Source organism: Streptomyces albidicamelliae (genome assembly GCF_025642175.1).
Taxonomy (GTDB): domain Bacteria; phylum Actinomycetota; class Actinomycetes; order Streptomycetales; family Streptomycetaceae; genus Streptomyces; species Streptomyces albidocamelliae.
Window position 1 is genome coordinate 6,208,597 of the sequence record NZ_CP106795.1, and the last position, 13,383, is coordinate 6,221,979.

Below are 13,383 nucleotides of genomic sequence, written 5' to 3' on the forward strand. Positions count from 1 at the left end.
ATGAGTGCTGTTCCTCGATCCGAAAAGCCGGCGGGCCGGTTCCGGCGCATGCTCGACCGGCTCTCCTCGTCGCAGGAGGACCTGGAGTCCGAGGAGCTGCGCGAGGACGCCGAGACCACCGGCTGCACCAAGATCGGTGACTGCCGTGACCGGCAGATCGTCACGGTAACTGGTACCTTGCGCACGGTCACCCTGCGGCCACGCGCCGGAGTCCCGGCCCTGGAGGCGGAACTGTTCGACGGCTCCGCCGCGCTGGACGTGGTGTGGCTCGGCAGGCGCTCCATCGTCGGCATCGAACCGGGGCGCAAGCTGATCGCATCGGGCCGGATCTCCATGAGCCGCGGCCGCCGGGTGCTCTTCAACCCGAAATACGAACTGCGACCCCTCGGACGGGAGTAGCCGGTGACGTCCCTCGACAAGCCGACCGAAGACACCGGCCAGAGCCCGCCGGCCGATGCCCGCGCGGTGACCGAGGCCGCGCTGTTCGAGGCGTTCGGCGGGGTCCGCGGCATGGTCGAGACGGTCCTGCCGGGCCTGCTCTTCGTCGCGATCTTCACCATCGACAAGAACCTGCACCTCGCGGCGATCGCCGCCCTGGCCGTCTCCCTGATCCTGGTCGTGGTCCGGCTGGCCATGAAGGACACCGTCAAGCACGCCTTCAGCGGGGTGTTCGGCGTGGCCTTCGGCGTCGTGTTCGCGATGTTCACGGGCAACGCCAAGGACTTCTACCTGCCCGGCATGCTCTACACGCTGGGCCTGGCGCTGGCGTACATCGTCACGGCCCTCGCCGGGGTGCCCCTGATCGGTCTGATCCTCGGCCCGGTCTTCAAGGAGAACCTCTCCTGGCGCACGCGCAATCCGGGCCGCAAGAAGGCCTACACCAAGGCCAGTTGGGCCTGGGGCCTGATCCTGCTCGCCAAGTGCGCGATCCTCTTCCCGCTGTACTGGTGGTCCGACACCACCAAGCTCGGCTGGGTCCTGGTCGCCCTGAAGATCCCGCCGTTCCTGCTGGCGGTCTGGCTCACCTGGGTCTTCCTCGCCAAGGCGCCCGCGCCCATCGACGTGTTCGCGGAGATGGAGGCGGAGGAGAAGGCCGAGGAGGAGCGCAAGGCCGCGCTCGCCGCCGAGGGCGGCGAGACCACCGCCGGACGGCACCGCCGGGACGGCTAGGCACGTCCCCGCCGCCACGGCTGAGCACGTCCACCACGCCGAAGGGCGCCCCGGGTCCTCCGGGGCGCCCTTCGGCGTCGTAACGCCGCCGCGGTGTCAGGCGCCTTCCCGGCGCACCGACAGCAGCTCCTCCAGCTGCTCCTCCCGGGCCTGCGCGGCCACGAAGAGCAGCTCGTCGCCCGGCTCCAGGGAGTCCTCCTTGGACGGGGTCAGGACGCGGGTGCCGCGGATGATCGTGACCAGGGAGGTGTCCTGCGGCCACTCGACGTCGCCGACCTGGGTGCCGGCCAGGGCCGACTCCTCGGGCAGCGTCAGTTCGACCAGGTTGGCGTCGCCGTGGCTGAAGCGCAGCAGCCGGACCAGGTCGCCGACGCTCACCGCCTCCTCGACCAGGGCGGACATCAGGCGCGGGGTGGAGACGGCCACGTCGACGCCCCAGGCCTCGTTGAACAGCCACTCGTTCTTGGGGTTGTTCACCCGGGCCACGACGCGCGGGACGCCGTACTCCGTCTTCGCGAGCAGGGAGACGACCAGGTTGACCTTGTCGTCGCCGGTCGCGGCGATGACGACGTTGCAGCGCTGCAGCGCCGCCTCGTCCAGGGAGGTGATCTCGCAGGCGTCGGCCAGCAGCCACTCCGCCTGCGGCACCCGCTCCACCGAGATGGCGGTCGGGGCCTTGTCGATCAGCAGGACCTCGTGGCCGTTCTCCAGCAGCTCGCCCGCGATCGAGCGGCCGACGGCGCCGGCTCCGGCAATGGCGACCCTCATCAGTGACCGCCCTCCTCTTCCGGGCCCTCGGCGAACGCCGCCTCGACCTTCTCGACGTCGTCCGACCGCATCATCACGTGCACGAGGTCGCCCTCCTGCAGCACCGTCTGCGAGGTCGGCAGGATCGCCTCACCGAGGCGGGTCAGGAACGCCACCCGCACACCGGTCTCGTCCTGCATCTTGCTGATCTTGTGACCGACCCACTTCGCGGAGGCGTGCACCTCGGCGAGCTGCACCCCGCCGGTGGGGTCGCGCCACAGCGGCTCGGCACCCGAGGGGAGCAGCCGGCGCAGCATCTGGTCGGCCGTCCAGCGGACCGTGGCCACGGTCGGGATGCCCAGGCGCTGGTAGACCTCGGCACGGCGCGGGTCGTAGATGCGGGCGGCCACGTTCTCCACACCGAACATCTCGCGGGCCACGCGGGCGGAGATGATGTTGGAGTTGTCACCGCTGGAGACGGCGGCGAAGGCGCCGGCCTCCTCGATGCCCGCCTCGCGCAGGGTGTCCTGGTCGAAGCCGACCCCGGTGACCCGGCGGCCCCCGAAACCGGGGCCGAGCCGGCGGAAGGCGGTGGGGTCCTGGTCGATCACTGCGACCGTGTGTCCCTGTTGCTCCAGGGTCTGGGCAAGAGCGGAACCCACTCTTCCGCAGCCCATGATGACGATGTGCACGACCGTCCTTCCGGTGTCCAAAAGTTGCTGCTCGCCATCAGGGTCTCAGACCGGCGCCCAAAGCTGTACACGGGCGGTTGCGGCCGGGCGCCCCGCTGCGCGGGCGTCCCCGGTCACCGGCGTCGATCACCCTCGGTGATCAGCGGCTGGGCCTTCCGTCGAGTGATGCTGCGCACGCTGCACAGGGTCAGGATTCCGAGGCCGACGAGGGCGACCGTGGCGCCGATCAGCTCAGCAGTCGCGGGCATGGAACCTCCGAAGTGCGGTGACAGGCGGGGTTTGCCATCTAGGCACGGAAGGCGGCCCGACCGCGGAATCCGCAGTTCCTGTGATGCTTGAGTTCACTCGTGGGGCAGATACGGGACGGCGACTGGGCGGCAGCCTGTTCGAAGGCTTACGATCCTCTCTCGTGTCCAAACTGACCGACGTGCCCAAACGGATTCTGATCGGGCGCGCACTGCGCAGTGACCGGCTGGGCGAGACGCTCCTGCCGAAGCGCATCGCACTGCCCGTGTTCGCCTCCGACCCGCTGTCCTCCGTCGCCTACGCGCCGGGGGAGGTCCTGCTGGTCCTGTCCATCGCGGGCGTGTCGGCGTACCACTTCAGCCCCTGGATCGCCGTCGCGGTCGTCGTGCTGATGTTCACGGTCGTCGCCTCCTACCGGCAGAACGTCCATGCGTACCCGAGCGGCGGCGGCGACTACGAGGTCGCCACCACCAACCTGGGGCCCAAGGCCGGCCTGACCGTCGCCAGCGCCCTGCTCGTGGACTACGTCCTCACCGTCGCCGTCTCCATCGCCTCCGGCATCGAGAACCTCGGCTCCGCGATCCCGTTCGTGGTCGAGCACAAGGTGCTCTGCGCGACCGCCGTGATCGTGCTGCTGACGCTGATGAACCTGCGCGGCGTGAAGGAGTCCGGCAAACTCTTCGCGATCCCGACGTTCGTGTTCGTCGGCGGCGTCTTCATCATGATCGCGTGGGGTGCGTTCCGCGGCCTGGTCCTCGGCGACACCATGTCCGCGCCGACCGCCGACTACCACATCAAGGCCGAGCACCAGGGCCTCGCGGGCTTCGCGCTCGTCTTCCTGCTCCTGCGCGCCTTCTCCTCCGGCTGTGCCGCCCTGACGGGCGTGGAGGCCATCTCCAACGGCGTCCCGGCCTTCCGCAAGCCCAAGTCGAAGAACGCGGCGACCACGCTCGCGATGATGGGCCTGCTGGCCGTCACCATGTTCTGCGGCATCATCGCCCTCGCCATGGCGACGAACGTCCGCATGGCCGAGCACCCGGCCACCGACCTGATCCACAACGGCAGCCCCGTCGGCTCCGGCTACGTGCAGAACCCGGTGATCTCCCAGGTCGCCGAGGCGGTCTTCGGCAAGGGCAGCTTCCTGTTCGTCCTGCTGGCCGCCGCCACCGCCCTGGTGCTGTTCCTCGCGGCCAACACGGCCTACAACGGCTTCCCGCTGCTCGGCTCGATCCTCGCCCAGGACCGCTACCTGCCGCGCCAGCTGCACACCCGCGGCGACCGCCTGGCCTTCTCCAACGGCATCGTGCTGCTCGCCGGCGCGGCGGCCCTGCTCGTGGTCATCTACGGCGCGGACTCCACCCGGCTGATCCAGCTCTACATCGTCGGCGTGTTCGTGTCCTTCACGCTCAGCCAGACCGGCATGGTCCGGCACTGGAACCGCCACCTCGCGGTCGAGAAGGACGCCTCCAAGCGCAGCCACATGATCCGCTCCCGCGCGATCAACGCCTTCGGTGCCTTCTTCACCGGCCTGGTCCTGGTCGTGGTCCTGGTCACGAAGTTCACGCACGGCGCGTGGGTCGCCCTGCTGGGCATGTGCATCTTCTACGCGACCATGACCGCGATCCGGAAGCACTACGACCGCGTCGCCGAGGAGATCGCGGCCCCCGAGGGCCCCGCCGACGACATGGTCCGCCCGTCCCGGGTCCACTCCGTGGTCCTGATCTCCAAGATCCACCGCCCGACGCTCCGCGCCCTGGCCTACGCCAAGCTGATGCGCTCGGACACCCTGGAGGCGCTGACGGTCAACGTCGACGCGGCCGAGACCAAGGCCCTGCGCGACGAGTGGGAACGGCGCGGCATCGACGTACCGCTGAAGGTCCTCGACTCGCCGTACCGGGAGGTCACCCGCCCGGTGATCGAGTACGTCAAGGGCCTGCGCAAGGAGTCCCCGCGCGACGCCGTCTCGGTGATCATCCCGGAGTACGTGGTCGGTCACTGGTACGAGCACCTGCTGCACAACCAGAGCGCCCTGCGCCTGAAGGGCCGCCTGCTGTTCACACCGGGCGTCATGGTGACCTCGGTGCCCTACCAGCTGCAGTCCTCCGAGGCGGCCAAGCAGCGGGCCCGCAAGCGCCAGGAATGGAACGCCCCGGGCGCGGTCCGGCGCGGCCCCGCGACCGAACGCCCGAAGGAGTCCTCCGCGCCGAAGGAGTGAGGCGCGGGGTCCCGGGCGGCCGAGCGCGCGCTTCTCGGCGCCCCGGGTTCCTGGGGCGCCGAGGCGCCGGCCCGACGGTGATGTCCGGCGGCCGGATGTGCGGCTGAGACCGGGCTCGTGCGTCCTTCGCACCCGGCACCGGGCGGCTTCGCAGCCGGGCACCTGGCGCGTTTACTGTCGGGCACCCGAGGTGTTCGCTGTCCGCACCCGGGGCGTTTGCTGTCGGGCACCCGCGGGCTTCGCAGCCGGATATCCGGGGCTTCTCCATCGGGCACTCGGGGGCCGAGACCCGGGCGTGAGGTGTGCGGCGGCGCCCGGCGCCGGCGGTCGAGGCGGGCCGCAGGGTTCGTCGCGGGCCGGCCCCGGCCGCGGAGCTGTGAGGTCCGGGGGCGGTCGCGGAGACGACGGTGGCGCCGGAGGCTTCCGGAACGTCCCCCTGGGGGTGTCGTCGGTCGGCCGGTGGTGAGGCCGGGCGGCGCGGGTGTTCTTCGCTGGCGGGGCTCGGCCCTGGAGGCCGGGGTGTGGTCGCGGGAGTGGGTGTGCCCCATGCGCCGGAGGCTTCCGGTGCGGCCTACCTGGGGGTGTCGGCGGTCGGCCGGTGGTGAGGCCGGGCGCGGGCGTTCTTCGCTGGCGGGGCTCGGCCCTGGAGGCCGGGGTGCGGTCGCGGGAGTGGGTGTGCCCCACGCGCCGGAGGCTTCCGGAACGTCCCCTTGGGGGTGTCGGCGGTCTGCCGGTGGTGAGGCCGGGCGCGGGCGTTCTTCGCTGGCGGGGCTCGGCCCTGGAGGCCGGGGTGCGGTCGCGGGAGTGGGTGTGCCCCACGCGCCGGAGGCTTCCGGAACGTCCCCTTGGGGGTGTCGGCGGTCTGCCGGTGGTGAGGCCGGGCGCGGGCGTTCTTCGCTGGCGGGGCTTGGCCCTGGAGTGCCGGGGTGCGGTGGCGGGAGTGGGTGTGCCCCATGCGCCGGAGGCTTCCGGTGTGGCCTGCCCGTGGCGCCGGCGGTCGGTGGGGCGGAGGTGCCGGGGGGAGGCCGTAGACTGGTGGGCTGTGTCCGGCCCAGCTGTGTGCGGCCGTACCGTCGCCGTCCTCGATCTCTCTTCCGTCTGGAGTCACCCCGCCATGCAGGCAGAACCTACGAAGTCTCTGGTGGGCGAGGAGTACGAGGTCGAGATCGGCCCCGTCGCCCACGGCGGCCACTGCATCGCCCGTACCTCCGAGGGCCAGGTGCTGTTCGTCCGGCACGCGCTGCCCGGCGAGCGGGTGGTGGCCCGGGTGACCGAGGGCGAGGAGGGCGCGCGCTTCCTGCGCGCCGACGCGGTGGAGATCCTGGAGGCGTCCAAGGACCGCATCGAGGCTCCCTGCCCCTTCGCCGGCCCCGGTCGCTGCGGCGGCTGCGACTGGCAGCACGCCAAGCCGGGAGCGCAGCGCCGCCTCAAGGGCGAGGTGATCGCCGAGCAGCTCAAGCGGCTCGCGGGCCTCACGCCCGAGGAGGCAGGCTGGGACGGCACGGTGGTGCCCGCCGAGGGCGACAAGCTGCCCGCCGGCCAGGTCCCGCAGTGGCGCACGCGCGTGCAGTACGCGGTGGACGCCGACGGCAACGCCGGACTGCGCCGCCACCGCTCGCACGAGGTCGAGCCGATCGACCACTGCATGATCGCCGCGGCCGGCGTCAGCGAACTCGGCATCGAGGACCGGGACTGGGCCGGCATGGCCTCCGTCGAGGCGATCGCCGCGACCGGTTCCCAGGACCGCATGGTGATCCTGGAGCCGAAGCCCGGCGCGCGGCTGCCGCTCGTCGAGCTCGACCGGCCCGTCTCCGTGATGCGCGTCGACGAGAAGGACGGCGGCATCCACCGCGTCCACGGCCGCGCGTTCGTCCGCGAGCGCGCCGACGACCACACCTACCGCGTCGGCAGCGGCGGCTTCTGGCAGGTCCACCCGAAGGCGGCCGACACCCTGGTCAAGGCCGTCATGCAGGGCCTGCTGCCGCGCAAGGGCGAGATGGCCCTCGACCTCTACTGCGGCGTGGGCCTCTTCGCCGGCGCCCTCGCCGACCGGCTCGGCGAGAAGGGCGCGGTCCTCGGCATCGAGTCCGGCAAGCGGGCGGTGGAGGACGCGCGGCACAACCTGGCCGACTTCCCCCGCGTCCGCATCGAGCAGGGCAAGGTCGAGTCCGTGCTGCCGCGCACCGGCATCACGGAGGTCGACCTGATCGTCCTGGACCCGCCCCGCGCCGGCGCCGGCCGCAACACGGTCGCCCACCTCGCCTCCCTGGGCGCCCGCCGCATCGCGTACGTCGCCTGCGACCCCGCCGCGCTGGCCCGGGACCTCGGGTACTTCCGCGACGGCGGCTACCAGGTGCGGATGCTCCGGGCGTTCGACCTGTTCCCGATGACGCACCACGTGGAGTGCGTGGCGATTTTGGAGCCTGCTGAAAAGGGCCTCTGAACTGCGGCTTTCTTTGGTGCCGTGTGCGGGTGCTTCGGGTAGCGCGACGGCTTCTGCGAAGGCTTCGAGCCTGGGGGATGCTCAGCACCTCATCGGCGACGAGACCGCGCACCTGGGCTGGCGCGTGCAGCGCGTCCTCCGGCGAGGCGTTGCCGAACCAGCGGTCGAGCCGGAATCCATGGACGTGCCAGGTGCCTGCTACAGGGGGCCCGGGTACAGCCGGGATCGCAGCGGTCACCACGCGCTCACCGACCTTCAGCCCCTCGGTTTGCGAGCCCAGGTCCGGTCCCGCCCCAGGATCCAATGATTCCCGAAACCTTACGCTTCGGCTGGGTCAATATCTGTGCCCGCGAGCTGAGATTTCAACGGAACAGGCAGACAGATTCTCTATCGCATTAAGTGCAGGGGGATTCTTCACCGTGCACAGGCCGCTGCAGCGTGCTACTGTCGATGTCAGTTGCAGTTGTGGTTCCCAAAACTTCAAGTGCCCTCCGGTCGGTATCTGTGCCACCGGAGGCGCTTTTGTTATCCGGTTCTTTTTCCGGGCGGGGTGATCATCGCGGCGACACGGGGTCCGCGCAGTGCGGATCCCGATGCACTGCCCCAAAGGAGAAATGACATGGCTGCTGGTACCGTGAAGTGGTTCAACGCGGAAAAGGGCTTCGGCTTCATCGAGCAGGACGGTGGCGGCCCTGACGTGTTCGCCCACTACTCGAACATTGCCGCCCAGGGCTTCCGCGAGCTGCTGGAGGGCCAGAAGGTGACCTTCGACATCGCCCAGGGCCAGAAGGGCCCGACGGCCGAGAACATCGTTCTCGCCTGACGCTGACTGTCGCGTACTCGTAGCTGGGGCCCGCGTCCTTCGGGGTGCGGGCCCCAGCTACGCGCATTTTCCCGCAGTGGTTTCGCCTGCGGACGCCCACCAGGAAACCCGCAGGCGCACCGCTTACGGAGCATCCTTCAGGGGTGCACGCATCCCTGCGCATCCCTTCACGGCTTCATCGCGGTGGACTCCCGAACATCGCGTCCGCTTCGCGCCGCTCATTCCAGCGCCCTGTGTCCGTACGGATTTTTCGTCGGCCAGATTCGCTTTCGTATTTCACCGGTCCATTCTTGCAATTCTCTGTGCTGCTGATCGCTGCGGGAATTCCTTGATATGTGCCGCATCGAGGAAGGTTCCGCATGAACCGCACACGCACGAACGACCGGTTCACCCGCACCCGTAACGGCAGTGCCGAATCCGGAAGGGGTGGCAGCCGATTCGGTTCGTCGGCCAGGAGCCGCTCCGCCGGGTCGAGCCGTTCCGGTGGTTACGGCCGCCGGCCCGCCGCGGTCCAGGGGGAGTTCGCGCTGCCCAGGACGATCACTCCCGCGCTCCCCGCCGTGGAGGGCTTCGCCGATCTCGACATGCCCGGGGCGCTGCTGGGCGCGCTCAGCTCGCAAGGCGTGACCGTACCCTTCCCGATCCAGGCCGCGACCCTGCCGAATTCCCTCGCCGGCCGCGACGTACTGGGCCGTGGCCGCACCGGCTCCGGCAAGACCCTCGCTTTCGGGCTGGCGTTGCTGGCCCGTACGGCCGGGCAGCGCGCTGAGGCCAGGCAGCCGCTGGGGCTGATCCTCGTACCCACGCGTGAGCTGGCGCAGCAGGTCACCGACGCGCTCGCCCCGTACGCCCGCTCCGTGCGGCTGCGGCTGGCCACGGTGGTGGGCGGAATGCCGATCGGCCGGCAGGTGAGCGCGCTGCGCGGTGGCGCCGAGGTCGTCGTCGCCACACCGGGACGCCTCAAAGACGTCATCGACCGCGGCGACTGCCGGCTGGACCAGGTCTCCATCACCGTCCTCGACGAGGCCGACCAGATGGCCGACATGGGCTTCATGCCGCAGGTCACCGCCCTTCTCGACCAGGTCCGCCCTGAAGGCCAGCGCATGCTGTTCTCCGCCACTCTGGACCGTAACGTCGACCTGCTCGTGCGCCGCTACCTCAGCGACCCCGTCGTGCACTCCGTCGACCCCTCGGCCGGCGCGGTCACGACGATGGAGCACCACGTGCTCCACGTTCACGGCGCGGACAAGCACACGGCAACCACCCAGATCGCCGCACGCGACGGCCGCGTGATCATGTTCCTCGACACCAAGCACGCCGTCGACGGCCTCACCGAGCACCTCCTGAACAGCGGGGTACGGGCCGCCGCCCTGCACGGCGGGAAGTCACAGCCACAGCGCACCCGCACGTTGGCACAGTTCAAGACCGGACACGTCAACGTGCTGGTGGCGACCAACGTCGCGGCGCGCGGCATCCACGTCGACAACCTCGACCTCGTCGTCAATGTCGACCCGCCGACCGACCACAAGGACTACCTCCACCGCGGCGGCCGCACCGCCCGCGCAGGAGAGTCCGGCAGCGTCGTCACTCTGGTCACCCCCAACCAGCGCCGCAGCATGACCCGCCTCATGGCAGCGGCCGGCATCGTCCCGCAGACCACCCAGGTCCGCGTCGGCGAAGAGGCCCTGCACCGCATCACCGGCGCCCAGGCCCCCTCCGGCATCCCGGTCGTCATCACCGCACCGGTGGTCGAGCGCCCCAAGAAGCGCGGCGCCACCTCACGCGGCCGACGCCGCCCCCTCTCGGCGGCCCGTCGCGCGGCCGTACGGCAGTCCACCGGCGGTGCGGCGGCATAGAGCCTTGGTGATCAGGAAACCGGCCCAACTTCGCAGGAGGCACCCTTTGACGCTGGACCAGACGCAGTTCCGCTCAACACGTACCAACGCCCGGCAGACGGCGGCCGATCCTGCGGACGCGGCCGGACCGCAGGTCTGGGAGGACATGACCGTGGAGGTGGCACTGTCCGTGATGGCCGCCGCCCGTACAGGTCATCTGGTCGTCTGCGACGAGGACGGTGTGGGCACCGGCCTGGTCACCCGGGACCGGCTCACGGCCGTTCGTGACGGTTCCGCGTACACGGACCGGATCCGCCTGCGTGACATCGCCGACGTCATCGGGCCCTTCGCCTCGCCGCCGGCCACGAGGGCCGAAGCCGAGCGTGCGATGCGCTGCCGCCGGCTCGGCACCCCGCCCGTGGTCGACGGACACGGCAACGCTCTGGGCGTCGTCGCCCTCTGTCGCATCACCCGCCAGGACCGCCGCGATTTCGGCACCGGCGAAGGTGTGAGCCGAACAGAGCAGTGAGGCCCCACCGGCGTTGGCGAATTCCAGGGGTCGTAGCAACACCGCGGTGAGTTGATCAGGCCGCGAGCAGATTGTGCAGGCGCTCGGCTGGGGTCTCCCGGTCGAGCGTTTTGCGTCCTCCCGCTCACGGTCCGACCTCCTGGGCCCCTGAGGCCGCTGATCCTCCGGGACTCGAAGTCCATCGCACCCCTTGAACCGGGGTGTTGCGACGACCACTGGAACGGAAGCGCGCCGGTGGGGCCTCACTGTGTGCCGTCGGTCAGTGGTCGGAGTAGCTGAAGTCGCCCACGGTCCAGGCACTGATGTCCTCGATCGCGACGCGGTACATCCCGCCTGTCTCCGGGATCCCCACCGTACCCTGCAGGATCCGGGCGACGTGGAAATGCAGATGCGTGGGCGGTCCGTCCCTCTTCGCGGGGGCGTCGAAGACGGCGGAGAACTCGCCCAGGTCGGCGGAGTCCGTCAGCACCTCGGACACCCGCTGCCTCCAGATGGCTTCCGGAGCCAGCCGACCGGTGACGACAGCACCACTGGTGACCACGGTCAGGGACATCTGATTGCTCTGCCCGGACTCCACGAGGGCGGCTGTCGCAAGGAGCAGCTCGTCAGGTTTCGGCATGGGATCGGATTCTATGCACCGGCCCGCCCGGGCGGCTTGGACGGTGGCGCAACCGAGCGAGACGGGCGCATACGGCTTCCCTTCCGGGGCGCCCTGTGCCCCGCCCGCCAACCCACCCGAGCCACCGTGCTCGCCGGAGGGGGCCGAGAATCGCGGTCGACGCGCCGTGCCGGGACCTGCGCTGCGGACGGCCCCAGTATGCGCAGATCCGCACAGCGGAAGACCTCCTCGTCGAGCCGCAGAAAATCTATGCTGGCTGGAGTAGACATTCGATGGCTTCGTGATTATGGTTTCTCTCGTAGCCAAGATCGAGCAAGGCCCGGCAGACACGAACTGCCGGGCAGCAGTCCGCGTATGACGGTGCGGTGGTGGAGTTTCGAAGCCAGGTTGTTGTACGACGGCGACGGGACTGACGACCGGACCGGGTGGCCTGAAGTGACGAGGGGCCGCCGTGAGCAGGACCGCGGTTGACGCGGTTGCAGTACCAGCAGTGTGCAGTCCCTGTTTGCAAGTGATTGGTTCCGAGGGAAGAACGGAGGAGTCGAGCACCATCAGGATCGCCCGGGCGGGAGACACGAGCCCGGGTACCGCAGGACATCGATAGGTAGGTGGTCTCCGGTCACGCATTCGCGATCCCCGCACCCCCGTCGGAGTATCAGGCGGCTGGGCGGAAACAGAAGGCCGACGCAGCACTAGGGTCGGCAGATGGTGTTGCATTTCCTTCGGGGCCTTGGTGCCACATGGCACCAAGGCCCCTCCACGCGTTCCACAGAGAGGTGAGATGACAGCAGACGAGTCGCTAAGTCGTCTTGACGACGACGACTACCCCGCCTTCACGATGGGCCGGGCTGCCGAGTTGCTCGGTACCACTCCAGGCTTTCTCCGCGCCATCGGCGAAGCGCGACTGATCACACCACTGCGCTCCGAGGGCGGACACCGCCGCTACTCCCGCTACCAACTTCGCATCGCGGCCCGCGCGCGTGAGCTCGTCGACCAGGGCACCCCGATCGAGGCCGCATGCCGGATCATCATCCTCGAGGACCAGCTCGAGGAAGCCCAGCGCATCAACGCCGAATACCGGCGCACCGGCGGATCGTCCAGTCCATCGGCCGCAGCCTGAGGTGAGCGGGCCCGCCGGTATCGGCGGGCTGTCACACCCGCGCGTGGCCGAGCTGCAGCGCGCAGAGATGGTGCTCGTGTCCGAAGGGCTTCACCAGCAGTCGCTCACCTCCGGCCCCGGCCGCGGCGCCGCCACGAAAGGGTGAGGCGGCCGGCACGCTCCCAACCCGGGCGCCGCCGCCTCCCCTCCAGGCATCCCCTGACACGGCCCCAGTCGTTGATCCGGCCGCTGGTGCGGCGAGAGCACCGTGCCGCAGCAGTGAATGCGCGTGCTGTTGTGGTCGGTAGACGGCGAGGGCGATGGCGATGTGGTGCGCGGTGAAGGCCGCCACGGTCAAGGCCACGGGCTCGCCGCACTGTCCTGGTTCCTGAGCACCGACCACCGAAGGTGACACTGTGTTGCCCTGCGCACAGGGAGCCGGTGACGCCGCCTACGACCCGAACCTGCGGGGCAGAGGCTTGACAGCCGCCCTCGCGGGGCCGTCTCGATGCCGCCGGTACCTCGATCCCGCCGTAGCCGACGAGACTCACACGCCCGGCTGCCTGTTCACCGCGGCCTTGGACGTCATGGAGTCGAGTGGCAGCGCGCCTACACGGACGCCGTGATCGCGGCCCGGTCGAGGGACGGCGGGCACCCGGGGCAAGATTGGGCGCGCTTGCGGCACAGCGCCGACGGCACTCGGGCACTGCTGTACACCGAGTGGCCCAGCGGCGGAGCACACCAGGAGGCCGCGGAGGCCGGCCACCACGACAAGGGGCACGAGATCTTCACCGGTACCACCGGGCGCACGGCTGACCCACCGAAGGCGGTACCGCCTTGACCCCTCCCTGTCCGGCCGTCGGCGTCATCGGAGCGTCCCCGGATACCCGTTGTGGTGCCCCGACCCTGTCGGAAGGAAGAGATCGCACAGGTAATGGATCAACCTGTCTCGTTCTCCGGGTACC

At 70.1% G+C, this 13,383-nt stretch carries 12 protein-coding genes; 8 read left to right on the plus strand and 4 right to left on the minus strand.

Features of this window, described 5'->3' with window-relative positions; genetic code table 11:
* Together N8I86_RS28355 and N8I86_RS28360 are read left to right on the plus strand one after the other, a co-directional pair.
* Complete coding sequence (locus tag N8I86_RS28355; protein WP_073897626.1) at positions 1-399, plus strand: OB-fold nucleic acid binding domain-containing protein; 399 nt, start codon at positions 1-3, stop codon at positions 397-399.
* A gap of 3 nt (positions 400-402) precedes the next feature.
* Entirely contained in the window at positions 403-1,170 is a 768-nt protein-coding gene (locus N8I86_RS28360) for a DUF3159 domain-containing protein (protein WP_073897625.1), read from the plus strand.
* A 96-nt stretch (positions 1,171-1,266) separates the two neighbouring features.
* On the opposite strand, the gene N8I86_RS28365 is transcribed toward N8I86_RS28360, so the two are convergent.
* The 3 genes from N8I86_RS28365 to N8I86_RS28375 all read right to left on the minus strand — a co-directional run bounded on the left by N8I86_RS28365 (position 1,267) and on the right by N8I86_RS28375 (position 2,857).
* A complete protein-coding gene (locus tag N8I86_RS28365) occupies positions 1,267-1,938 on the minus strand; it encodes a potassium channel family protein (protein WP_073897624.1) in 672 nt (223 codons plus the stop codon).
* The gene (locus tag N8I86_RS28370; RefSeq protein ID WP_073897623.1) at positions 1,938-2,609 is read right to left on the minus strand and encodes a potassium channel family protein; all 672 of its coding nucleotides are present in this window, start codon (positions 2,607-2,609) and stop codon (positions 1,938-1,940) included. The genes N8I86_RS28365 and N8I86_RS28370 overlap by 1 nt, the downstream gene beginning before the upstream one ends.
* Before the next feature lie 113 nt (positions 2,610-2,722).
* Positions 2,723-2,857 carry a hypothetical protein gene (locus N8I86_RS28375; protein ID WP_260149011.1) on the minus strand — a complete coding sequence of 45 codons (135 nt, stop codon included), beginning with the start codon at positions 2,855-2,857 and terminating at the stop codon, positions 2,723-2,725.
* A 161-nt stretch (positions 2,858-3,018) separates the two neighbouring features.
* On the opposite strand from N8I86_RS28375, the gene N8I86_RS28380 reads away from it, so the two are divergent.
* The 5 genes from N8I86_RS28380 to N8I86_RS28400 all read left to right on the plus strand — a co-directional run bounded on the left by N8I86_RS28380 (position 3,019) and on the right by N8I86_RS28400 (position 10,700).
* On the plus strand, positions 3,019-5,070 hold the full coding sequence (locus N8I86_RS28380) for an APC family permease (protein WP_263278995.1): 2,052 nt from the start codon (positions 3,019-3,021) through the stop codon (positions 5,068-5,070).
* A gap of 1,114 nt (positions 5,071-6,184) precedes the next feature.
* Positions 6,185-7,513 (plus strand): class I SAM-dependent RNA methyltransferase, encoded by a 1,329-nt coding sequence (locus N8I86_RS28385; RefSeq protein WP_263278996.1) that lies wholly within the window; start codon positions 6,185-6,187, stop codon positions 7,511-7,513.
* Between the two features lie 619 nt (positions 7,514-8,132).
* Positions 8,133-8,336, plus strand: coding sequence for a cold-shock protein (locus tag N8I86_RS28390; protein ID WP_055531870.1), 204 nt, complete (start codon positions 8,133-8,135; stop codon positions 8,334-8,336).
* Between the two features lie 359 nt (positions 8,337-8,695).
* The gene (locus tag N8I86_RS28395) at positions 8,696-10,192 is read left to right on the plus strand and encodes a DEAD/DEAH box helicase (protein ID WP_073897620.1); all 1,497 of its coding nucleotides are present in this window, start codon (positions 8,696-8,698) and stop codon (positions 10,190-10,192) included.
* Between the two features lie 46 nt (positions 10,193-10,238).
* Positions 10,239-10,700, plus strand: coding sequence for a CBS domain-containing protein (locus N8I86_RS28400; RefSeq protein WP_263278997.1), 462 nt, complete (start codon positions 10,239-10,241; stop codon positions 10,698-10,700).
* A gap of 259 nt (positions 10,701-10,959) precedes the next feature.
* Here N8I86_RS28400 and N8I86_RS28405 read toward each other — a convergent pair whose 3' ends face one another.
* Positions 10,960-11,319 (minus strand): hypothetical protein, encoded by a 360-nt coding sequence (locus N8I86_RS28405; protein WP_073897618.1) that lies wholly within the window; start codon positions 11,317-11,319, stop codon positions 10,960-10,962.
* 781 nt (positions 11,320-12,100) lie between these two features.
* Between N8I86_RS28405 and N8I86_RS28410 the strand changes: the two genes are divergently transcribed.
* Positions 12,101-12,439, plus strand: coding sequence for a MerR family transcriptional regulator (locus N8I86_RS28410; protein WP_184971319.1), 339 nt, complete (start codon positions 12,101-12,103; stop codon positions 12,437-12,439).
* The last annotated feature ends 944 nt before the right edge of the window (positions 12,440-13,383 follow it).